The organism is Kitasatospora sp. DSM 101779 (assembly GCF_025655475.1).
Taxonomy (GTDB): domain Bacteria; phylum Actinomycetota; class Actinomycetes; order Streptomycetales; family Streptomycetaceae; genus Kitasatospora.
This window is the reverse complement of the sequence record NZ_JAHTIK010000001.1, coordinates 5,001,370-5,023,685: the sequence shown is the minus strand read 5'-3', so window position 1 is coordinate 5,023,685 and position 22,316 is coordinate 5,001,370. Positions and strand designations below refer to the sequence as shown.

Below are 22,316 nucleotides of genomic sequence, written 5' to 3'. Positions count from 1 at the left end.
ATTGGACGCATCAGCCGCGCTGGGCCTACGTTCGAGCCATGTCGCCCGCCAGTACCGGGGCATCCGCAGCCACGCTGCCGGGTGCCCTCACGCCGTCGTCCCCTTCCACCGCCGATGCCGCCCCCGGGGCAGCCGCCGACCGCCGCCTCCGGCCCGGGGACCGCGCCTTCCGGCGCGCCAACCTGGCCCTGTTCGCCGCGGGTGTGGCCACCTTCGTCCTGCTGTACTCCACGCAGGGCCTGCTGCCGATCCTCTCCGCCGACCTCGACCTGACCCCCGGTCAGGCCAGCTGGACGGCGTCCGCGGCCACCCTGGGCCTCGCCCTCGCGCTGCTGCCCGCCAGCGCGCTCTCCGACCGGTTCGGCCGCACGGCGGTCATGACCGCCTCGATCGCCTCCGCCGCCGTGCTGGCCCTGGCGCTGCCCTTCGCCCCGGACCTCACCACCCTGGTGGTGCTGCGGGTCCTCCAGGGCGCGGCGCTCGCCGGTCTGCCCGCCACGGCGATGGCCTACCTCGGGGAGGAGGTCCACCCGAGTGCGCTGGCCTCGGCGATGGGCCTGTACGTGGCGGGCAACTCGATCGGCGGCATGAGCGGACGGCTGGTCTCCGGCTGGGCCGCGGCCGCCTGGGGCTGGCGCTGGGGCCTCGCGGTCTCGGCCCTGCTGGCGCTGCTCTCGGTGGTCGCCTTCCGCACGCTGATCCCGCCGGCCCGCAACTTCACCCCGGCCCGGGTGGACGCCCGCGCGCTCGCCCGCACCGTCGGCGGGCACCTGCGCAACCCGCTGCTGCTGCGGCTGTACGCCCTGGGGCTGCTCTTCATGGCGGTGTTCGGCGCCGTCTACAACACCGTCGGGTACCGGCTGGTCGCCGCGCCGTTCGACCTGCCGCAGTCGGTGGCCGCCTCGATCTTCGTGGTCTACCTGGTCGGCACGGTCTCCTCGGCCTCCGCCGGGAAGCTGGTCGGCCGGCTGGGCCGCCGCGGCACCCTCTACACGGCGATCGGCCTCACCACGGCGGGCCTGCTGCTGTCGCTCTCCGGCTCGCTGGTGGCCGCCCTGGCCGGGCTCGTGCTGATCACGGCCGGGTTCTTCGCCGGCCACGCCACCGCCTCCTCGGCGGTCGGCCGCACCGCCACCGAGGGCTGCGCCCAGGCCTCGGCGCTCTACCTGATCGCCTACTACCTCGGGAACAGCCTCGGCGGCACGATCGGCGCCGACGCCTACCACGCCACCGGCTGGTCCGGCGCCGCCGCCGTGGGCCTGTCCGCGATGACCCTGGCGGCCGGCATCACCCTCTACGCCACCCGCCGCGCGGTCGTCGAACGCCGCACCCTCGCCACCGCCCGGTAGCGCGCTACCCCCCGACGCGTGACCGGTGCATCAGCGGGCTACGCCCGGCTGCGGGAGATCCTCGACGGACTTCCCCCGCTGCCGGGCGTCGGGAGGGTCGAAATCGCCGAAGGGACCATCCGGCTGACGCTCCCCCCGGTGAATCGGCACGAACTCGCCGTGCTGAGGATCACCCGTCGGCTCAACGCCCGGCTCCCCTCGACACATCCGGGTTATGTCGCCCACCCCGGCGCCGATCTGGAGGACGTCGGGCTCGGTCGGCTGCGCTGCCCGGACCTCATGACGTTCACCGAGGAGGCACTGGAGAGGGAACAGCCCTCGCTCCTCCCCCACGAGGTGCTGCTCGTCGTCGGGGTCGTCTCGAAGTCCAACCCGGAGAACGACTACGAGGGCAAGGTCCGCGACTACGCGGCCATGGGCATCCCGCTCCACCTGCTCGTCGACCCCCGCAAGGGCACCGGCATCGTGCACGACGAGCCCGGGTACGCCTCACGGACGCACTTCGTCGTCGGCGACACCGTCCCCGTCGGACCCTGGCGGGTCGACACCTCGGGGCTGCTGACGTACGCCTGACGGGCAGGCGGACGCCGGCAGCCCCAGGGGCGGCGGTCAGGCGATGCGGTCGAGGACGATCGGGTTCGGGGTGAAGGCGGTGCCCTGGGGGGCGACCGTGATGCCGTCCTTGAGGGCCTCGATCGCGTAGTCGAAGCGCTCGGGGGTGTCGGTGTGCAGGGTCAGCAGCGGCTGGCCGGCCACGACGGTGTCGCCGGGCTTGGCGTGCATCTCGACGCCGGCGCCGGCCTGCACCGGGTCCTCCTTGCGGGCGCGGCCGGCGCCCAGGCGCCAGGCGCAGACGCCGACGGCGTAGGCGTCGAGGGCGGTCAGCACGCCGGAGGCGGGGGCGGGGATCACGTGCTGCTCGCGGGCGACCGGCAGCGGCGCGTCGACGTCGCCGCCCTGGGCGGCGATCATGCGGCGCCAGTGGTCCATGGCGGAGCCGTCCCGCAGCGCGTCGGCCGGGTCCTTGCCGTGCACGCCGGCCGCGTCGAGCATCTCGCGGGCCAGCGCCAGGGTGAGCTCGACGACGTCGGCGGGGCCGCCGCCGGCCAGCACCTCGACCGACTCGCGGACCTCCAGCGCGTTGCCGGCGGTCAGGCCGAGCGGGGTGGACATGTCGGTGAGCAGGGCGACGGTGTTGACGCCGGCCGCCTTGCCGAGGCCGACCATGGTGCGGGCGAGTTCCTGGGCGTCGGCGAGGTTCTTCATGAAGGCGCCGGAGCCGACCTTGACGTCGAGGACGAGCGCCCCGGTGCCCTCGGCGATCTTCTTCGACATGATCGAGGAGGCGATCAGCGGGATCGCCTCGACGGTGCCGGTGACGTCTCGGAGCGCGTAGAGCTTCTTGTCGGCGGGGGCGAGGCCGTCGCCGGCGGCGCAGATGACGGCGCCGGTGTCGTTCAGCACCTGGAGCATCTCCTCGTTGGAGAGCAGGGCGCGCCAGCCGGGGATCGACTCCAGCTTGTCGAGGGTGCCGCCGGTGTGGCCGAGGCCGCGGCCGGAGAGCTGCGGGACGGCGGCGCCGCAGGCGGCGACCAGCGGGGCGAGCGGCAGGGTGATCTTGTCGCCGACGCCACCGGTGGAGTGCTTGTCGGAGGTGGGCACGCCGAGCGAGGAGAAGTCCATCCGGACGCCGGAGCGGATCATCGCGTCCGTCCAGCGGCTGATCTCGCGGAGGTTCATGCCGTTCAGCAGGATGGCCATGGCCAGGGCCGACATCTGCTCGTCGGCGACCTCGCCGCGGGTGTACGCGTCGATGACCCAGTCGATCTGGCCGTCGGTCAGCTCTCCGCGGTCGCGCTTGGTCCTGATGACGGAGGGGGCGTCCATGGGGTCTCCAAGAGGTGCAGGGGTGCTCAGGTGCGGGAATGCGAAGAGTGCCGCGGCGGACCCGGATCGGGGCCCTCCGCGACACTCTACGCGCGTAACAACGGGAGGTGCTAGAGCCGCTCCGGCCCGAAGGCGTCGGGCAGGACCTCGTCCATGGTCTTCACCCCGGACGGCAGGTCCACCAGCAGCTCCGGCCCGCCGTGCTCGTACAGCAGCTGCCGGCAGCGGCCGCACGGCATCAGCAGGGTGCCGGACCCGTCCACGCAGGTGAAGGCGGTCAGCCGGCCGCCACCGCCGGCGTGCAGCGCGGAGACCAGGCCGCACTCGGCGCACAGGCCGAGTCCGTACGAGGCGTTCTCCACGTTGCAGCCGGTGACGATCCGTCCGTCGTCGACCAGGGCCGCCGCCCCGACCGGGAACTTGCTGTAGGGGGCGTAGGCGTGCGCCATGGCGCCGCGCGCGGCCTCCCGCAGCGCCTCCCAGTCGGGTGCCGGTGCGGTCGTCACTTGCCTTCGCCCTTGCGGTAGATCTGGCCGTCGGCCTTCGGCGGACGCAGGCGCTGCGAGGCGAGCGCGAGCACGACGAGCGTGATCACGTACGGCGTGGCGACGATCAGCGGGCGCTCCACCGAGTCGGTCAGCGCGTACCAGAGGCCGAGGCCGCCGGCGACCACCAGGCTGATGACCGCGGTGGTGTACTTGCGGCGGTAGCCGTGCCACATCGCGAGCAGGCCCATGGCGAGCGCGATGACCAGCAGCAGGACGTGGACGTTGTCCGCGTCGCGCAGCTGGAGGCTGTCGGTGAAGCCGAACAGGCCCGAGCCGACGGCGAGACCGCCCGGCATCCAGTTGCCGAAGATCATCGCGGCGAGGCCGATGAAGCCCCGGCCCTGGGTCTGGCCGTCCTTGTAGAAGTGCGCCGCGACCAGCGAGAGGTACGCGCCGGCGAGACCGGCGAACGCGCCCGAGGCGACGACCGCGAAGTACTTGTACTTGTAGACGTTGACGCCCAGCGTCTCGGCGGCGGTCGGGTTCTCGCCGCAGGAGCGCAGCCGCAGACCGAAGACGGTGCGCCAGAGCAGGAAGTAGCTGGCGACGATCAGCGCCGCGGCGATCACGATGACCACCGACAGGTCGGTGACCACGCCGCCGACGATGCCGGCCACGTCGGAGACCAGGAACCAGTGGTGCTTCTCGATGTCCTGCAGCCAGTCCGACAGCCCGGGGATGGTGATGGTGGGCAGCGAGTCGGCGGGCGGCGACTGGTTGGCGCCGGCGCCGTTCGCCACGTAGTCCCGGTAGTAGATCCGGTTCACGTAGGCGCAGATGCCCGGGATCAGCAGGTTGATGCCGACGCCGGAGACGATGTGGTCGACGCCGAAGGTGACGGTGACCAGCGCGTGCAGCAGGCCGCCGAGGGCGCCGCCGGCCATACCGGCGAGCAGGCCGACCCAGGGGTTGACCAGGAAGCCGACCCAGGCGCCGCAGAAGGTGCCGGCGACCATCATGCCTTCGAGGCCGATGTTGACCACGCCGGCCCGCTCCGACCACAGACCGCCGAGACCGGCCATCGCGATCGGGACGGCGGCGCCGAGGGCGGCGTTGATCTGGCCGGAGGCGGTCAGGCCGTGGTTGTCGGTGGCCGCGCCGACCGCGGAGACCAGGACGAGCGCGCCCGCGATCAGCAGGAGGACGACCGGCCAGGTGATCTTCGGCTTCTTGGTCGGGGCTCCCGGCGTCTTCGGCCGGGCGGTGGTGGCGGTGCTCACGCGGCAACCTCCTTGTTGGCGGCCGCGGCGGCCTGGGCGGCGAGCTCGGCGCCCACCTTCTGCTGCTGGCGCTTGAGGCCGTAGCGGCGCACCAGCTCGTAGGCGACGACGACGCAGATGACGATGGTGCCCTGCATGACGAGGACGATCTCCTGCGGGTAGTCACCGTGCAGCGGGAGCTGCGTACCCGAGACGTCGAGGAAGGCGAAGAGCAGGGCCGAGAAGGCGATGCCGATCGGGCTGTTGCGTCCGAGCAGCGCCACCGAGATGCCGATGAAGCCGAGGTTCAGCTGGATGCTCTGGCCGAAGTAGAACGAGCTCTGCAGCAGCTCCGGGATGCCGATGAGACCGGCGATGGCGCCGGAGACCGCCATGCTGGTCAGCACCATGCGCTTGACGTTGACACCGGACGCCTTGGCGGCGGTCTCCGAGCGGCCGGTGGCGCGCAGGTCGAAGCCGAAGCGGGTGCGGGTCAGCGTGAACTGGAACAGCACACCGATCAGGATCGCGACGAAGATGAATCCCCACAGGGTGCCGCCGGCGGTCTCGATCGAGAAGAAGTGGCTCGACTCGGAGACCGGGGCGGTCTGGATCGCGTTGGCGTTGGCGCTCTTCGCCGGCGCGAAGCGGCCGGGGATGAGCAGCAGGCCGACGACGGCGGTGGCGATCGCGTTCAGCATGATGGTCGAGATGACCTCGCTGACGCCGCGGTAGACCTTGAGCACGCCGGCGATGCTGGCCCACAGGCCACCGACCAGCATGGCGGTGACGAGCAGCAGCGGGATCTGGATGAACGACGGCAGGTCGACCTGGCTGCCGATGTAGGCGGCGAACAGCACGCCGAGGCGGTACTGGCCCTCGACGCCGATGTTGAACAGGTTCATCCGGAAGCCGAACGCCGCGGCGCAACCGGCGATGTAGTAGACGGTGGCCCGGTTGAGGGTCAGCACCTGGCCGTCGGACGCGGTGCCGTACCGGATCATCACGTCGAAGGCGTCGAACGGGTCCTTGCCGGAGACGGCGAGCAGGACGGAGCAGATCGCCACCGAGAGCAGGACGGCCAGCACAGGGGCGGCCAGGGCGAGGAGGATCTTCTCGCCGTCGAACCGCGAGGCGAACGAGCGCTTGGCGGGCGGGTTGGGACTGGTCATGGATTACTCCCCCGCCTGCGTGTCGTCGGCGGAACGGTCGGACGCGGCCTCGGTGCCCTCGGCGGCGGTCGCCTTCTGCTCGGCGACGGCGTCGGGCTCGGACTCGATGTGGCCGCGGGCGGCGCCGGTCATCGCGGTGCCGAGGTCCTCGGCGGTGACGGTGGCCGGGTCGGCATCGGCGACCAGGCGACCGCGGTAGATCACCCGGATCGTGTCGGAGAGGCCGATCAGCTCGTCGAGGTCGGCGGAGATCAGCAGCACGGCGAGGCCTTCGCGCTGGGCCTTGCGGATCTGCTCCCAGATCTGGGCCTGCGCGCCGACGTCCACGCCGCGGGTCGGGTGGGCCGCGACCAGCAGCTTCGGGTCGTGGCTCATCTCGCGGCCGATGATCAGCTTCTGCTGGTTGCCGCCGGAGAGGGAGGCCGCGGTGACCTCGATGCCCGGGGTGCGGACGTCGTACTCCTCGACGATCCGCTGGGTGTCCTTCCGGGCACCCGCCGGGTCGAGCAGGATGCCCCGGGAGTTGGGCGACTCGGACACGTGGCCCAGGATGCGGTTCTCCCAGAGCGGGGCTTCCAGCAGCAGGCCGTGGCGGTGACGGTCCTCGGGGATGTAGCCGATGCCGGCCTCGCGGCGGGCCCGGGTGAGCTCGTTGGTGACGTCCTTGCCGTCCAGGGTCACGGTGCCCGCGTCGAGCGGCAGCATGCCCATGATGGCCTCGACGAGCTCGGCCTGGCCGTTGCCCTCGACGCCGGCGATGCCCAGCACCTCGCCGCGGCGGATGCGCAGCGAGATGTCGTCGAGGACGACGCGCTCGATGCCCTCGGCGTCGGTCTTGGCGATCCGCAGGCCGTCGACGCGGAGCGTCTCGTCCGGCATGACGGTCGACTCGCGGCTCGCCGGCGAGGGGAGCTCGGCGCCGACCATCATCTCGGCGAGCTGCCGGGCGGTGACGGTCTTGGGGTCGGCGTCGCCCACGGTGGTGCCGCGGCGGATGACGCTGATCGCGTCGGCGACGGCGAGCACCTCGTGCAGCTTGTGGGAGATGAAGATGACGGTGACGCCCTCCGCCTTGAGCTCGCGGAGGTTGTCGAAGAGCGCGTCCACCTCCTGCGGGACGAGGACGGCGGTCGGCTCGTCGAGGATCAGGATGTTCGCGCCGCGGTAGAGGACCTTGAGGATCTCCACGCGCTGCCGGTCGGCGACGCCCAGGTCCTCGACCAGGGCGTCCGGGCGCACGCCCAGGCCGTACTGGTCGGAGATCTCCTGGATCTTCGCCTTGGCCTTGCTCCCCATGCCGTGGAGCTTCTCGCCGCCGAGGACGATGTTCTCCCACACGGTCAGGTTGTCCGCGAGCATGAAGTGCTGGTGGACCATGCCGATGCCGAGGTCGATGGCGTCGGCCGGGGTGTTGAGCTGGACCTGCTTGCCGTTGATGGCGATGGTCCCCTCGTCCGGCTTCTGCATGCCGTAGAGGATCTTCATCAGGGTGGACTTGCCTGCGCCGTTCTCGCCCATCAGGGCGTGCACGGTGCCGCGTCGCACGGTGATGTCGATGTCGTGGTTGGCCACGACGCCGGGGAAGCGCTTGGTGATGCCGCGCAGTTCGACGGCCGGTGTCGCCGTCCCCGCGCTGGGGGTGCCGCCCTGGTCGAGAGCGGGATCGGAAGCGGTGATGGCGATCTCCTGAAGTCGTCGTGCGCACCGTTGCGCCGGAGTGCCTGGTGTTCTGTCTGTGGGTGGAACGGGCGGGGCCCGGCGGGGACGCGTCCTGCGCGCCCCGCCGGGCCCTCCGGTGATGGTCGTCGGCCCCGGTGGCACCGCCGGCAGGTGGCGGTGGTCAGGAGCGTCGGATCAGTTCTCCGGGGTGGTGGGGATCTTGGTGGCGCCGGAGGTGATCGCCTGGGTGGCGGCGTCGAGCTTCGGCTGGATGTCCTTCAGGAAGCCGCCGGTCTGGGCCAGCGAGACACCCTCGGCCTTCAGGTCGAAGTTCTTGACGCCGGTCAGCGGGTTGCCGTCCTTGTACGCCTTGATGTAGTCGAAGACGGCCACGTTCACGTTCTTGACCATGGAGGTCAGGATGTTGGCCTTGTACTTCGACAGCGCCGGCTGGTTGGCCTGGTCGGAGTCGACGCCGATGGCCCACTTGCCCTTGGACGCGACGGCCTCGATCGAGCCGTTGCCGGAGGAGCCGGCGGCGGAGTAGATGACGTCCGCGCCCTTGTCCAGCTGGCCCTGAGCCGCTTCCTTGCCCTTGCCGGGGTCGTTGAAGCCGCTGAAGTCCGGCGGGGTGGTGAGGTAGGTGGTCTCGATCACGATGTTCGGGTCGACGGACTTGGCGCCCGCCTTGTAACCGGCCTCGAACTTCTTGATCAGCTCGGACTGCACGCCGCCGATGAAGCCGATGTGCTTGGCCTTGCTCTTGGAGGCGGCGGCGACGCCGGCGAGGTACGAGCCCTCCTGCTCCGAGAAGGTCAGCGAGGTGACGTTGCTCGGCTGGGTGTCGGAGGCCGAGTCGATGATCGCGAACTTGACGTTCGGGTTCTCCTTGGCGACCTTCTCGACGGCGGCCTGGTACACGAAGCCGACGGCGATGACCGGGTTGTAGCCGGCGCTGACCAGCGACTTGAGGCGGGCCTCCTTGTCGGCCTCGGCCTCACCGGTCTTGGCCTCGGCCTCGGTGACCTGGACGCCGAGCTGGTCCTTGGCCTGGTCGAGACCACGGGCGGCGGAGTCGTTGAACGACTGGTCGCCGCGGCCGCCGATGTCGTAGGCCATGCCGACCTTGACGCTGGAGGCGCCGGAGGAGGAACCGGACGAGGTGTTGTTGTCGGTGCTCTTTGCGCCGCAAGCGGCGAGCGAGGCGATGCCCAGGGAACCCGAGAGCACTACCGCGGCGAGCTTCAGTGAACGGCGCAAGGGAGTATCTCCTTCTCACACACCCGTTTGGCGTGGTCGAGCGCCACCGTAACGCGCGTAGAACACAGTTGTATTACGGCCTGCGGAGGCATTCGGGTTGTTATCAAAATGTGGTCATCTGCCAGGACGAATCCGGACAGACCGCCACCTTTGTTCAACGCGATGTCACTACCGAGTGATATTCGACCACCACAGTACGCCGATGCGTCCACGACAGGAGGGAGCCGCGCCGGACACCTGTCCGACGCGGCCCGGGTCGTACGCGTTCAGACCGTCCCGTGCTCCAGGGCGAGTGCGCAGAACAGCTCCACGCCGATGCCGATCGACCGCTCGTCCACGTCGAAGCGGCCCTGGTGCAGGTCACGGACGCCCTTCTCGTGCGGGGCCCGCACGCCGAGGCGGGCCAGCGCGCCCGGCGCGTGCTCCAGGTACCAGGAGAAGTCCTCGCCGCCGAGGCTCTGCTCGGTGTCCTCCACCACCGGGGCGCCCCCGTCGCCGAAGCAGTCGGTCATCGCCCGCTCCAGCTGCGCGATCGAGGTGTGCTCGTTGACCACCGGCGGCACCCCGCGGTGGTAGTCGAGCGTCCACTTCGCCCGGTGGGTCTCGGCGATCCGGGCGATCAGCTCGTCGAGGATCTCCGGGGCCTCCCGCCAGCCCGCGAGCTCCAGGCAGCGGACGGTGCCCTCCAGCTCCGCGTGCTGCGGGATCGCGTTGGGCGCGGACCCGGCCGCGATCCGGCCGAAGACCAGGCTGACGCCCCAGCGCGGGTCCATCCGGCGGCCCAGGGCGGCGGGCAGGTCCGCCGCCATCCGCGCCACCGCGGTCACCAGGTCGGTGGTCAGGTGCGGCCGGGCGGTGTGGCCGCCGGGACCGTCCAGCGACAGCAGCAGCCGGTCGCAGGCCGAGGTGATCGCCCCGACCTTCAGCCCGATCCGGCCGACCTCCACCTTGGGGTCGCAGTGCACCGCGAAGATCCGGCCGACGCCGTCCATCCCGCCGGCCTTGATCACGTCCAGCGCGCCGCCCGGCATGACCTCCTCGGCGGGCTGGAAGACCAGCCGCACCGGCTGCCGCAGCCCACCGGTGCGGGCCGCCTCGGCCAGCACCAGGGCGGTGCCCAGCACCACCGCGGTGTGCACGTCGTGCCCGCAGGCGTGCGCCCGGCCCGGCAGGGTCGAGCGGTACGGCACGTCGGTCTTGGCGTCGTCGATCGGCAGCGCGTCGATGTCCGCCCGGAAGGCCAGCAGCGGAGTGCCCTCGGTCGTGCCCGGCGGCACGATGTCCACCGTCATCCCCGTGCCGCCCGGCAGCAGCCGCGGCTCCAGGCCGGCCGCGACGAGCCGCTCGCGCAGCAGGCGGGTGGTGCGGAACTCCTGCCGGCCCAGCTCCGGGTGCCGGTGGAGATCGCGGCGGAAGGCGATCAGCTCGGCCTCGTGCGCCCGTACCCGGGCACGCAGGTCCCGTCCGGCGCGGACGGCGGTGGCGAGGGCGGCCCGATCGGCGGGCTGAGGATCGTTCACCTCAACAAGAGTAGGCCGGGCGGGGGGATTTGGCCCGGCTTCCCGCGAAGTCGTGCCCCTTTCGGTGCATACCGGCCGCACAGATGGGTATGACATTCCGATTCAGCCGCCTTCCCGGGTGATCATCGTCCTGTGCAACGACCCCGCCGCCGCGGGGACACGCCGAGCAGGGGACCGGCCGCCGACTGCGCCGCAGGGACGCGGCCGACCGGCGCCGACGGCGCGTCAGAAGCGTTCGACCGGCGTGTGGGTGCCCCACACGGCGCGCAGCGCGTCGCACACCTCGCCCACCGTCGCCCGGGCGGCCAGCGCCTCCTTCATCGGGTACAGCACGTTGTCCCGGCCCTCCGCGGCCCTCCGCAGACCGTCCAGGCCGCGGGCGACCGCCGGGCCGTCCCGCTCGGCCCGCAGCCGGGCCAGCCGCCGCGCCTGCTGCTCCTCGATCGCCGGATCCACCCGGAGCGGCTCGTAGGGCTCCTCGGCGTCCAGCCGGAACCGGTTCACGCCGACCACGGTCCGGGTGCCGGCCTCCTGCTCCTGCTGGAGGCGGTAGGCCGTCCGCTCGATCTCCGCCTTCTGGTGGCCCTGCTCGATCGCGGCGGCCGCGCCCCCGAGCTCCTCCACCCGGGCCATCAGCGCCAGCACCGCCTCCTCCAGGTCGTCGGTCATCCGCTCGACGGCCCAGGAGCCGGCGAAGGGGTCGACGGTGGCGGTGACGTCGGTCTCGTACGCCAGCACCTGCTGGGTGCGCAGCGCCAGCCGGGCGGCCTTCTCGGTGGGCAGCGCGATCGCCTCATCGAAGCTGTTGGTGTGCAGCGACTGCGTCCCGCCGAGCACCGCGGCCAGCGCCTGGACGGCGACCCGGACGAGGTTGACCTCGGGCTGCTGGGCGGTGAGCTGCACCCCGGCGGTCTGGGTGTGGAAGCGCAGCATCTGCGACCGCGGGTCCTTCGCGCCGAACTCCTCGCGCATGACCCGGGCCCAGATCCGGCGGGCCGCACGGAACTTGGCGACCTCCTCCAGCAGGGTGGTCCGGGCGACGAAGAAGAAGGAGAGCCGCGGGGCGAAGTCGTCCACCGCCATGCCGGCCGCGACGGCCGTGCGCACGTACTCGATGCCGTCGGCGAGCGTGAAGGCGATCTCCTGCGCGGGGTCGGCGCCGGCCTCGGCCATGTGGTAGCCGGAGATCGAGATGGTGTTCCACCGCGGGATCTCGGTCCGGCAGTACCGGAACAGGTCGGAGACCAGCCGCAGCGAGGGCCGCGGCGGGAAGATGTACGTGCCGCGGGCGATGTACTCCTTGAGCACGTCGTTCTGGACGGTGCCGGTCAGCCGCGCCGCCGGCACGCCCTGGGCCTCGCCGACCAGCTGGTAGAGCAGCAGCAGCACGGCCGCCGGGGCGTTGATGGTCATCGAGGTGGAGACCTCGCCCAGCGGGATGCCGTCGAACAGCACGGCCATGTCCTCGACACTGTCCACCGCCACGCCCACCTTGCCGACCTCGCCGGCCGCGAGCGGGGCGTCCGAGTCGTAGCCCATCTGGGTGGGCAGGTCGAACGCGACGGACAGGCCCGTCGTGCCGTCGGCGATCAGGCGCCGGTAGCGGGCGTTGGACTCGGCCGCGGTGCCGAAGCCCGCGTACTGGCGCATCGTCCACGGCCGTCCGGTGTACATCGTCGGGTAGACGCCCCGGGTGAAGGGGTACTCGCCGGGCCTGCCGACCCTGGCCTCCAGGTCCCGCCCCGCGAGGCTCTCAGGGCCGTACACCGGCTCGATCGGCAGACCGGACTCGGACCTGCGGGGCTCGGGCGGCATGGCGGTCCTCCGTGGCACGGGGCCCGGACGCGGCGGCCCGGGCGGACGGACTCTGGCCTGACTCTGCAATCTAACCGGCGGCGGCTCGCCGCGGGCGGAGGCGCAGGGGGGCACCGCCCGGCGGCGGTCCGGAGGCGGCTGGGATGATCGGTTCCGCAGACCGGAACTTCTCCCCGGGAGGGGCAATGACCGAGCAGAAGGTGGCCGTCGTCACCGGCGCCAGCAGCGGCATCGGCGCCGCGACGGCGCGGCGGCTGGCCGCGGACGGCTTCGACGTGGTGCTGACCGCCCGCCGCACCGACCGGATCGAGGCCCTGGCCAAGGAGATCGGCGGCCGCGCCCGCACCCTGGACGTCACCGACCGGGCGGCCGTGGACGCCTTCGCCGCCGAGATCGGCCGGGTCGACGTCCTGGTCAACAACGCCGGCGGCGCGATCGGCGCGGAGAGCGTCGAGAGCGGCGACCCGGCCGACTGGCGGGCGATGTACGAGGTCAACGTGATCGGCGTGCTCAACGTGACCCAGGCGCTGCTGCCGGCGCTGCGGGCCACCGGCGACGGCACGGTGCTGGTGATGTCCTCCACCGCCGCGATGGCGGCCTACGAGGGCGGCGGCGGCTACGTGGCGGCCAAGCACGCGGCGCACACCATCGCGGCCACGCTCCGGCTGGAGCTGTGCGGCGAGCCGATCCGGGTGATCGAGATCGCGCCCGGCATGGTGAAGTCCGAGGGCTTCGCGGTGACCCGGTTCCGCGGCGACGAGGACAAGGCCGCCGCGGTGTACGCGGGCGTCGCCGAGCCGCTGACCTCGGAGGACGTCGCGGACACGGTCTCCTGGGCGGTCACCCGCCCGCCGCACGTCAACATCGACCTGCTGGTGGTCCGCCCGCGTGCGCAGGCGGCCAACCACAAGGTGCACCGGGAGCTCTGAGCCCGTCCCCAGGAGGGGAGGGAGATGTCGAGCAACCGTCAACGTCACAACTTGATAGCTCGTTCGGGTGAATTCTGCCCGCTCCCTCCCCAACTGATGAGCCCTCAACTACCGTGAAGACACGGCGCGGGTGCGCTTCTCCGCGTTCCGCGGTCTTCCTTCTTCGCAGTATTCGACTCCTGCCCGGTACGCCGCGCCTCTCCGCAGCACCTACCTTTCGTCTCTGGAGCAATCCCCCTTCCCGCCCTCACGAGGAGGACCCGCTGGCCAGCGACATCCCGCCGCAGCGCTTCGACGCTTCGACGGATCCGTCCCTGCTCGGGCTGCACCGCTTCAACGAGGCCGATGCCGGCGCCGCCGAGGAGGCCCTGCTCGCCTGCTGCGGCAGCCACCGCTGGGCCCTGAGGCTCACCGCCCACCGGCCCTACCCCGACATAGAGTCCCTGCTCGCCGCAGCCAGCGAGGCCTCCTACGACCTGCGCCCCGCCGACCTCGCGGAGGCACTGGCCGACGAGAGCTGGATGCCGCAACCGCTGCTCGGCATGCGGGCCCCCGGCAGCCAGGCCGCGCACACCGCGCTCCGGGCGGCGCACGCCGCGTACGAGGCGCGGTTCGGCCACGTCTTCGTGGTCTGCCTGGAGGGCGTGGAACCGGAGGAGATGCTCGACACCGTGCTCACCTCCATCCGCACCCGGCTCGCCAACGACCCGGACGAGGAGCGGCTGGTCGCCTCCGACGAGCTGCGCCGGATAGCGCTGATGCGCCTCGCGCACCTGGTGGCCCGGCACTCCGCGGAGGCCGGCGCCCACTGATCCTGCCGCGGCCCGCCGGGCCGCCCTCCCGATGCCCCGTCCCGGTCCGACCGGGGCGGGGCTCAGTGCTGTGCTGCCCGCAGCCGTACCGCCTGGGCCCGGACGAGCCGCTCGTCCGGGGCCGGCGCCGGGTCGCCGGCCGTCCCGAGCGTGGAGAAGAGCGCGAGCGCCGTTCCGACCCGGGCGACCACGGCCCGCCGGCTGCGCGCGGAGCCGCCCGATTCATCCGTAAGGGTGAATGCGGTCATCGCGTCCACGCCCTCCGGGACGGCCGCGTCGGACCGCTGCAACCGGTGCAGCACCGACACCGGTTTCGCCGCGGCACCCTTGCCGCCGACGCCGACACCGCGGGCCGGCCCGGCCGGCGGGGTCGAGCGGAACACCGTGCAGCGGGAGAGCAGCTGGTCCAGTGCGCTGCGGACGCGCTCCGCGCCACCCGGCCCGAAGGCGAGCAGCCCCGCGTTGACGGTCTCCCGGGGGCGGCCGGCCCGGGAGGCGCTCAGGTCGGTCTGCGCGAGCGGGCCGGAGCGCGCACCGGCCGGGGCGAGCGCGTCCAGCACCGGCTGGCACGCCGGCACGTCCGCCAGCAGGCGCGCCGCAGGTGGCGCGGCGCTCCCCCGCTCCGGAGCCGCGACGGTGACCGTCCACCCGTCGCCCAGGTCCGCCGCGGTGACGGCGGCCGCCCGCAGCGCGGCGGCGTCCAGGGTGCGCCCGGCCGACCGCGGCACCCGGTCCGCGGAGGCGGAGACGGTGGTGCAGCCCGCCGCCGCGAGCAGCACGGTGCAGCACAGCAGGGCGGTCGGACGGTGGCGCACGGCGGTCCTTCGGTGGGCGCGGGCAGGCAGCGGCGGGACGTGCCGCGCACCGCAGCGCGACCGTCCGGGCACAGCCTGTCACGGTTCCCGGAACCGTTAGGCCGTGAGTGCCTGATTGATCACACCTGTGCCCCCCGGAGGCGTTTCCCGACAACGCGTCGATAGGATGCTCGCGGCCGGAGGACCGTACCCGGCCGGGCTGACCGACACCGAAGCCGGCCGAGCCCCCAATCGCTTCCGGAGGGTTTTCCGTGCCGGCTGGAACGCTGTACCGCGGCCGGGAAGGCATGTGGAGCTGGGTGGCTCACCGAGTCACCGGCGTCCTCATCTTCTTCTTCCTTTTCGCGCACGTCCTCGACACTGCACTGGTCCGTGTGTCCCCGCAGGACTACGACACCGTCATCGAGACGTACAAGAACCCCATCGTGAACCTGATGGAGTACGGCCTCACGGCCGCCATCCTGTTCCACGCGCTGAACGGCCTGCGGGTCGTGGCGGTCGACTTCTGGTCGAAGGGCGCCAAGTACCAGAAGCAGCTGCTCTGGTCCGTCGTCGGCGTCTGGGTCGTCCTGATGGCGGGAGCCTTCTACCCGATTCTGCAGCACACTCTTCGCACCTGGTTCGGGGGCTGATCCGCGATGGCCATCGAGAACTCGGACACTCTGGTCGTCCCTGCCGCCCAGGCCCACACCGGCCAGGGCCTCGGCACCGGGAACCCCGCCGACGCGTTCGTCGTCGAGCCGGCCCGCGCGCGCACCAAGAGGACGCCGCGCCGCACCCGCACCAACTTCGAGATGCTGGCGTGGCTGTTCATGCGCCTCTCCGGCGTGGTGCTGGTCTTCCTGATCCTCGGCCACCTGCTGATCATGCTGGTGCTGGACGGCGGCGTCTCGAAGATCGGCTTCGCGTTCGTCGCCGGCCGCTGGGCCTCGCCGTTCTGGCAGGGCTGGGACCTGCTGATGCTGTGGCTCGCCATGCTCCACGGCGCCAACGGCATGCGGACCGTCATCAACGACTACGCCGAGAAGGACTCCACTCGGCTCTGGCTGAAGACCCTCATGGGCGCCGCCGCGGTGTTCACCGTGCTGCTCGGCACCCTGGTGATCTTCACCTTCGACCCGAACATCTAATCGGCAGAGCCAGAGGCGCTTACCCCCATGCAGATTCACCAGTACGACACGGTCATCGTCGGCGCCGGCGGCGCGGGCATGCGTGCGGCCATCGAGTCGACGCAGCGCAGCCGCACCGCGGTGCTGACCAAGCTCTACCCCACCCGGTCCCACACCGGCGCGGCCCAGGGCGGCATGTGCGCCGCCCTCGCCAACGTCGAGGAGGACAACTGGGAGTGGCACACCTTCGACACGGTCAAGGGCGGTGACTACCTGGTCGACCAGGACGCCGCCGAGATCATGTGCAAGGAGGCCATCGACGCGGTCATCGACCTGGAGAAGATGGGTCTCCCCTTCTCCCGCACCGAGCAGGGCCGGATCGACCAGCGCCGCTTCGGCGGCCACTCCCGCAACCACGGCGAGGCCCCGGTCCGCCGCTCGTGCTACGCGGCCGACCGTACCGGCCACATGATCCTCCAGACGCTGTTCCAGAACTGCGTCAAGCACGGCGTCGAGTTCTTCAACGAGTTCTACGTCCTCGACCTGCTGATCAACGAGGGCCGTACCGCCGGCGTCGTCGCCTACGAGCTGGCCACCGGCGAGATCCACGTCTTCCAGGCCAAGGCGGTCGTCTTCGCCTCCGGCGGCACCGGCAAGATGTTCAAGGTCACCTCGAACGCGCACACCCTGACCGGTGACGGCCAGGCCGTGGCGTACCGCCGGGGCCTGCCGCTGGAGGACATGGAGTTCTTCCAGTTCCACCCGACGGGCATCTGGCGCATGGGCATCCTGCTCACCGAGGGCGCCCGCGGCGAGGGCGGCATCCTCCGCAACAAGGACGGCGAGCGCTTCATGGAGCGCTACGCGCCCGTCATGAAGGACCTCGCCTCCCGTGACGTCTGCTCCCGCGCGATCTACAGCGAGATCCGCGAGGGCCGCGGCTGCGGTCCGGACGGCGACCACGTCTACCTGGACCTGACGCACCTTCCGCCGGAGCAGCTGGACGCCAAGCTGCCGGACATCACCGAGTTCGCGCGCACCTACCTCGGCATCGAGCCCTACACGGACCCGATCCCGATCCAGCCCACCGCGCACTACGGCATGGGCGGCATCCCGACCAACGTCGAGGGCGAGGTGCTGAAGAACAACACCGACGTCGTCCCCGGCCTGTACGCCGCCGGCGAGGTCGCCTGCGTCTCCGTGCACGGCGCCAACCGCCTGGGCACCAACTCGCTGCTGGACATCAACGTGTTCGGCCGCCGCGCGGGCCTCGCCGCCGCCGAGTTCGCCGCCAACAACGACTTCGTGCCGCTCCCGGAGAACCCGGCCGCGCTGGTGCAGGGTCTGGTCGACACGCTCCGCGAGTCGACCGGCACCGAGTCGGTGGCGCAGCTCCGCAAGGAGATGCAGGAGAGCATGGACGCCAACGCGTCCGTGTACCGCACCGGCGACACCCTCAAGCAGGCCGTCGCCGACATCGCCGCCCTGCGCGAGCGCTACAAGAACGTCGCCATCCAGGACAAGGGCGAGCGCTTCAACACCGATCTGCTGGAGGCCATCGAGCTGGGCAACCTGCTCGACCTGGCCGAGGTCACGGTCGTCTCGGCGCTGGCCCGCGAGGAGTCCCGCGGCGGTCACTACCGCGAGGACTTCCCGACCCGCGACGACGTGAAGTTCATGCAGCACACCATGGCGTACCGCGAGGAGGCCGCCGACGGCAGCACCTCCGTCCGCCTCGACTACAAGCCGGTCGTGCAGACCCGCTACCAGCCGATGGAGCGTAAGTACTGATGAGCACTCCGACCCTGGAGAAGCACTCGGCCGCTCTGGACGCGGCCGAGGCGGGCGCGACCGCGCTGATCAACGTCACCCTGCGGATCCGCCGGTTCAACCCGGAGGAGCACCCGGACCCGGTGTGGGTGGACTACCAGCTGCTGATGGACCCGAAGGAGCGCGTCCTGGACGCCCTCAACAAGGTCAAGTGGGAGCAGGACGGCACCCTGACGTACCGTCGCTCGTGCGCCCACGGCATCTGCGGCTCGGACGCCATGCGGATCAACGGCCGCAACCGGCTGGCGTGCAAGACGCTGATCAAGGACGTCAACCCGGAGAAGCCGATCACGGTCGAGCCCATCAAGGGCCTCGCGGTCCTGAAGGACCTGATCGTCGACATGGACCCGTTCTTCCAGGCGTACAAGGACGTCATGCCGTTCCTCATCACCAAGGGGAACGACCCGACGCGCGAGCGCCTGCAGTCCCAGGAGGACCGCGAGCGGTTCGACGACACCACCAAGTGCATCCTGTGCGCCGCGTGCACGTCGTCCTGCCCGGTGTTCTGGAACGACGGCCAGTACTTCGGCCCGGCCGCGATCGTCAACGCGCACCGCTTCATCTTCGACTCGCGCGACGAGGGTGCGGAGCAGCGGCTGGAGATCCTGAACGACCGCGAGGGCGTGTGGCGCTGCCGCACCACCTTCAACTGCTCGGAGGCCTGCCCGCGCGGCATCGAGGTCACCAAGGCGATCGCCGAGGTGAAGCGGGCGCTGGTCACCCGCCGCTTCTGAGATCACGCAGCAACGCCCGAGGGCCCGACCGGTACGTCCGGTCGGGCCCTCGGGCGTTCTGCCGTACCGGGTCAGCGCAGGGTGCCGAGGTCCTTCGGGGCGGTGGTGCCGTCGAAGGTCAGCAGGTGGCGGGCGGCGGTGACGGCGTACAGGTCGGGCCGGCCGTCGCCGTTGCCGTCGCCGGAGCTGCCGAGCTGTGGGTAGTCGACCGCCGGGAGGGTGCCGGCGAGGACGGTGCCGGACGCCGGGTCGGTGAGCGCGGAGAAGTCCCAGCCGCCGTCGGCCTGCTTGGTGACCGGGTGGCTGCGCAGGATGCCGGTGGCCCGCTCGCGGGACCACAGGGCGAGGCTGCCGTCGGCCGCCCTGCCGGGCGCGATCACGTCGTACCCGGCCCAGACGCCGGTGGTGGAGAGTCGCTTGACGGTGGAGTAGCGGGTCCCGACGGTGGCGGCCTGGAACAGCCAGAGGTCGCCGTTCTCGACGGTCACCAGCGAGCTCTGCTGGCCGGTGCCGAGGGCGCCGAGGGCAACCAGCTGGTCGGTGGCGGACCAGTCGGCGGCGCAGCCGGCCGCGGCGCAGGCGGTGGGCCGGGCGAGCAGGACGGGGGTGCGCTGGAAGGCGCCCTGGTCGAGGTTGCGGTAGAGGTACAGCGCGGCGCCGCCGGGGACGTGGACGAACAGGTCGTCGGCGGGCGCGTGGCTGGAGTCCCAGCCACGGTGCGCGGTGGTGGTGCCGGCCCAGGTGCCGCCGGGGCCGTAGGTCGCCGCGGTGGTGGAGGCGGGGTCCGTGTTCGGGGTGTCGGCGCCGAGGACCTGCAGGTTGCCGTCGGCGTCGGGCAGCAGGATGTCCGGCACTCCGTCGGCGTTCACGTCGCCGGGGACGCTCTGCGGCGGGTTGGGGTTCGACGGTGCGTAGAAGGTGTAGGTGACCGGCTGAGAGGCGTTGCCGGCCTCGTCGAAGGCCTGGACCGTGAGGATGTTGGTGCCCCAGTCCTTCGGCTTCAGGGTGAAGGTGGCGCTGCCGTCCGCGGCGGGCCGCACGGCACCGGTGCAGTCGTTGCCGACGCTCGGGGTGCCGTTCAGTACGTACCGGTAGCAGGCGACGCCGGAGGCGGCGTCACTGCCGGCAACGGTGAAGGTGCCGGTCTGGCCGGCGTACTTCTGCGGGGTCCGGCCGCTGTCGGAGCTCGGGAAGTCGGCGGAGTCGACGGTGAGGGAGGGGGCGGTGGCGTCGATCCGGAAGTGGCACTCGGCGGTGGGGGCGCCGCCGCCTGCGCCCTTGGCACGCCAGGTGTAGGTGTGGCCCTCGGTGAGGCCGGCGGGCCGTGCGGTGGCGGTGCCGTCGGTGGCGGTGCCCTCGGCGTCGAAGACCTTGGTGCCCGTCTCGTCCCAGACCTTGAAGCGTGCCCGGTCGGCGGCGGTACGGGCGGTGAGGGCCGGCGCGGTGGTGGCGATCCAGCCGGGTGCGGTGGTGGCGTCGCAGGCGTCGGTGCGGACACCGGTGCCGAAGAAGCCGGGGCTCGGCACGACGGCGGGGTCGGTGGCCCTGCCGTCGGTGGCGGCGGAGGCCGCCGGCGCGGCCAGGAGGCCGGTGGCGAGGGCGACGCCGGCGGCCGAGGCCAGCAGACGCGGAGAGACCGTACGGAACACTGTGTGACCCACCCCAAGAAGACGCACGTGTGTACGCACGGTGCGCACACGGCGGAGATCATTCCAGTCCAATTCCCTGCCGGGCAACGGGTTTCGGCCTCAGAAGGTGCTGGGCAGTCGGATGATTGCTCGTTCTTGAGGTCGCCGGCGAGGCGGCGAGCTGCTTCGGTCTCGACGGGGCCGCGTGGTTCGATCTCCTCGCCGGCGAGGCGGGCGGCCATGCGCCGGATCACGGCGACCTTGGTCATCGCTTCGGCGCGCGTGGGGCCCGCACCCGCTTACCCGCGTCGTAGCCGGTCGCCCGGCCGCCCCGGTGGCCGCGAACGGACTGCGAGTCCAGCACGGCCGCCCGTCCCGACGCGGATCCCGTTCCGGCAGCAGCGGCTCGATCACCAACCACTGAGCATCCGTCAACGACGGAAGGCTTGCGCGAACAGACGCACATGATGGCGCTCGTCGGGGCCAGCCCTGCCGCAAAGATCACCGCCAGCGGACCACACCATGGAGTTGATCGATTACCCAAAGCTTCTCAGTCGGCGGTGCGGGCGCGCAGGCTGCGGACGCCCCGTACGCCGACGGCGCCGACCGCGATGCCGAGCACGAGCGAGGTCACGGCCAGCAGGAGGTGGACCCAGAAGAAGGCGGTCGGCTGCGCGTGGTCGCCGTTCACGAAGGCCTGGCCGCCGGAGTCCTTCCAGAGGTTCTTGACGAAGGTCGTCCAGATGATCAGGGACCACACGCCGAAGGCGGTGAGGAACCAGGAGGTGCGGCGGCTGAGCTTCATCGGGGGTCCTTCTCGGGGCGGAGGCGGTGTTGCCCGTCCAGTATGCGCAGCCCGGCCGGGCGCATCCGTTCGGGGGGAGTCCGCGACGGCGGGGCGGCGGCGCGGGGCCGCGCGGGTACGTTCCGGCAATGCTGATCGACCGTCACTTCGCGCACCGATGTGCCGCCGCAGCCGCCGCCGGCCTGTTCGTCCTCGTTCCGGCCGCTCCGGCGGCCGCCCGGCCGCAGGCCGCCGCGGAGGTGGTCGGTGGTGAGCGGCTGGCCCGGCCCGGGGTCCAGGTGGCTCCGCGGTCGGACGCTCCCGCGCTGCCCGGCAACCTCACCGGGCGGTCCTGGCTGGTCGCGGACGGCACCTCCGGAGAGGTGCTGGCCTCGTACAACGCGCACGCCGAGCTGCCTCCGGCGTCCACGCTGAAGATGCTGTTCGCCGACACCGTGCTGCCGAAGCTGGACCGCGAGGCGGTGCACCGGGTCGCCCCGGAGGAGCTGACCGGGCTGGGGTCGGGCAGCAGCCTGGTCGGGATCAAGGAGGACCTCGACTACAAGGTGGAGGACCTGTGGCGCGGGGTCTTCCTGAGCTCGGGCAACGACGCCGTGCACGTGCTCGCCCACATGAACGGCGGCATCGACCGGACGGTCGCCCAGATGCAGGCCCGGGCGGACGCGCTGCAGGCGCACGACACCCATGTGGTCACCCCCGACGGCTACGACCAGGACGGGCAGGTCTCCTCGGCGTACGACCTGACGCTGTTCGCCCGGGCGGGGCTGCGCAACCCGGACTTCCGGGCGTACTGCTCGACCCGGGACGCGCAGTTCCCCGGTGCGGTGGACCGGGCGACCGGGCAGCGCGGCAGCTTCGGGATCGCCAACACCGACCGGCTGCTCGGCAAGTACCCCGGGCTGATCGGGGTGAAGAACGGCTACACCACCAACGCCGGGTCGACCTTCACCGGGGCGGCCGAGCGGGACGGCCGGCTGCTGCTGGTCACCGTGATGCACACGGCGACCTACCAGAAGGTGTACGACGAGGCGGCTGCCCTGCTCGACTGGGGTTTCGCCGCGGCCGACCGGGTGAGCCCGGTGGGCGAGCTGGCCGAGGACACCTCGGCCGTGCAGGCGGCCCCGACGGCGGAGCCGAGGCCCAACCCGGTGCCGGACGTCGTTCCCTCCGCCGCGCCGAGCCCCCCGCGGTCGCTGCCGGCCGCGCCGCCGGTGGCCGCGCCGGCCGACGGGCGGCAGCCGGAGC

The 22,316-nt window shown here is 71.9% G+C and carries 20 protein-coding genes and 1 pseudogene; 9 read left to right on the top strand and 12 right to left on the bottom strand.

The window, feature by feature from the left end:
* The first annotated feature begins 38 nt into the window (after positions 1–38).
* Together KSNIM_RS22960 and KSNIM_RS22955 are read left to right on the top strand one after the other, a co-directional pair.
* Positions 39–1,349 (top strand): MFS transporter, encoded by a 1,311-nt coding sequence (locus tag KSNIM_RS22960; RefSeq protein WP_263105045.1) that lies wholly within the window; start codon positions 39–41, stop codon positions 1,347–1,349.
* 18 nt (positions 1,350–1,367) lie between these two features.
* A complete protein-coding gene (locus KSNIM_RS22955; protein WP_263105044.1) occupies positions 1,368–1,922 on the top strand; it encodes a Uma2 family endonuclease in 555 nt (184 codons plus the stop codon).
* Between the two features lie 36 nt (positions 1,923–1,958).
* Here the strand turns inward: KSNIM_RS22955 and KSNIM_RS22950 are convergent, their stop codons facing one another.
* The 8 genes from KSNIM_RS22950 to KSNIM_RS22915 form a co-directional block, all read right to left on the bottom strand.
* Positions 1,959–3,236, bottom strand: coding sequence for a thymidine phosphorylase (locus KSNIM_RS22950; RefSeq protein ID WP_263105043.1), 1,278 nt, complete (start codon positions 3,234–3,236; stop codon positions 1,959–1,961).
* A gap of 110 nt (positions 3,237–3,346) precedes the next feature.
* Entirely contained in the window at positions 3,347–3,742 is a 396-nt protein-coding gene (locus KSNIM_RS22945; protein WP_263105042.1) for a cytidine deaminase, read from the bottom strand.
* A complete protein-coding gene (locus KSNIM_RS22940; RefSeq protein WP_263105041.1) occupies positions 3,739–5,004 on the bottom strand; it encodes an ABC transporter permease in 1,266 nt (421 codons plus the stop codon). Before KSNIM_RS22940 ends, KSNIM_RS22945 begins: the two co-directional genes overlap by 4 nt.
* Entirely contained in the window at positions 5,001–6,155 is a 1,155-nt protein-coding gene (locus KSNIM_RS22935) for an ABC transporter permease (protein WP_263105040.1), read from the bottom strand. The genes KSNIM_RS22940 and KSNIM_RS22935 overlap by 4 nt, the downstream gene beginning before the upstream one ends.
* Positions 6,156–6,158: 3 nt before the next feature.
* Complete coding sequence (locus KSNIM_RS22930; RefSeq protein WP_411543883.1) at positions 6,159–7,673, bottom strand: ABC transporter ATP-binding protein; 1,515 nt, start codon at positions 7,671–7,673, stop codon at positions 6,159–6,161.
* A 336-nt stretch (positions 7,674–8,009) separates the two neighbouring features.
* Positions 8,010–9,074: a BMP family protein gene (locus tag KSNIM_RS22925; protein ID WP_263105039.1), complete on the bottom strand. Its 1,065-nt coding sequence runs from the start codon at positions 9,072–9,074 to the stop codon at positions 8,010–8,012.
* 266 nt (positions 9,075–9,340) lie between these two features.
* Positions 9,341–10,531, bottom strand: a complete 1,191-nt coding sequence (locus KSNIM_RS22920; protein ID WP_263108065.1) for an amidohydrolase — start codon at positions 10,529–10,531, stop codon at positions 9,341–9,343.
* 288 nt (positions 10,532–10,819) lie between these two features.
* Complete coding sequence (locus KSNIM_RS22915; protein WP_263105038.1) at positions 10,820–12,409, bottom strand: methylmalonyl-CoA mutase; 1,590 nt, start codon at positions 12,407–12,409, stop codon at positions 10,820–10,822.
* Between the two features lie 185 nt (positions 12,410–12,594).
* Between KSNIM_RS22915 and KSNIM_RS22910 the strand changes: the two genes are divergently transcribed.
* Both KSNIM_RS22910 and KSNIM_RS22905 read left to right on the top strand, forming a co-directional pair.
* Positions 12,595–13,338: an SDR family oxidoreductase gene (locus KSNIM_RS22910; RefSeq protein WP_263105037.1), complete on the top strand. Its 744-nt coding sequence runs from the start codon at positions 12,595–12,597 to the stop codon at positions 13,336–13,338.
* Positions 13,339–13,601: 263 nt separating this feature from the next.
* Positions 13,602–14,150, top strand: coding sequence for a 2-oxo-4-hydroxy-4-carboxy-5-ureidoimidazoline decarboxylase (locus KSNIM_RS22905; RefSeq protein ID WP_411543882.1), 549 nt, complete (start codon positions 13,602–13,604; stop codon positions 14,148–14,150).
* 62 nt (positions 14,151–14,212) lie between these two features.
* Here KSNIM_RS22905 and KSNIM_RS22900 read toward each other — a convergent pair whose 3' ends face one another.
* The gene (locus KSNIM_RS22900; protein ID WP_263105036.1) at positions 14,213–14,965 is read right to left on the bottom strand and encodes a hypothetical protein; all 753 of its coding nucleotides are present in this window, start codon (positions 14,963–14,965) and stop codon (positions 14,213–14,215) included.
* A 251-nt stretch (positions 14,966–15,216) separates the two neighbouring features.
* Here KSNIM_RS22900 and sdhC point away from each other — a divergent pair, with 251 nt between their 5' ends.
* The 4 genes from sdhC to KSNIM_RS22880 are packed head-to-tail and all read left to right on the top strand — an operon-like array spanning position 15,217 to position 18,638.
* Positions 15,217–15,597 (top strand): succinate dehydrogenase, cytochrome b556 subunit, encoded by a 381-nt coding sequence (gene sdhC, locus KSNIM_RS22895; RefSeq protein WP_095874536.1) that lies wholly within the window; start codon positions 15,217–15,219, stop codon positions 15,595–15,597.
* Positions 15,598–15,603: 6 nt separating this feature from the next.
* Positions 15,604–16,095, top strand: coding sequence for a succinate dehydrogenase hydrophobic membrane anchor subunit (locus KSNIM_RS22890; protein WP_030263217.1), 492 nt, complete (start codon positions 15,604–15,606; stop codon positions 16,093–16,095).
* Positions 16,096–16,122: 27 nt separating this feature from the next.
* Positions 16,123–17,865, top strand: a complete 1,743-nt coding sequence (gene sdhA, locus KSNIM_RS22885) for a succinate dehydrogenase flavoprotein subunit (RefSeq protein ID WP_263105035.1) — start codon at positions 16,123–16,125, stop codon at positions 17,863–17,865.
* Entirely contained in the window at positions 17,865–18,638 is a 774-nt protein-coding gene (locus KSNIM_RS22880; RefSeq protein WP_263105034.1) for a succinate dehydrogenase iron-sulfur subunit, read from the top strand. The genes sdhA and KSNIM_RS22880 overlap by 1 nt, the downstream gene beginning before the upstream one ends.
* 71 nt (positions 18,639–18,709) lie before the next feature.
* Here KSNIM_RS22880 and KSNIM_RS22875 read toward each other — a convergent pair whose 3' ends face one another.
* From KSNIM_RS22875 to KSNIM_RS22865, 3 genes and pseudogenes are all read right to left on the bottom strand, one after another.
* Positions 18,710–20,287: a hypothetical protein gene (locus KSNIM_RS22875; protein WP_263105033.1), complete on the bottom strand. Its 1,578-nt coding sequence runs from the start codon at positions 20,285–20,287 to the stop codon at positions 18,710–18,712.
* Between the two features lie 128 nt (positions 20,288–20,415).
* Positions 20,416–20,544 (bottom strand): annotated as a pseudogene (locus tag KSNIM_RS22870) (IS5/IS1182 family transposase); the annotation flags it as partial.
* Between the two features lie 272 nt (positions 20,545–20,816).
* Positions 20,817–21,071, bottom strand: coding sequence for an SCO4848 family membrane protein (locus tag KSNIM_RS22865; RefSeq protein ID WP_263105032.1), 255 nt, complete (start codon positions 21,069–21,071; stop codon positions 20,817–20,819).
* 128 nt (positions 21,072–21,199) lie between these two features.
* On the opposite strand from KSNIM_RS22865, the gene KSNIM_RS22860 reads away from it, so the two are divergent.
* Positions 21,200–22,316: D-alanyl-D-alanine carboxypeptidase family protein (locus KSNIM_RS22860; RefSeq protein WP_263105031.1), on the top strand; the 1,117-nt coding region annotated here is incomplete at its 3' end.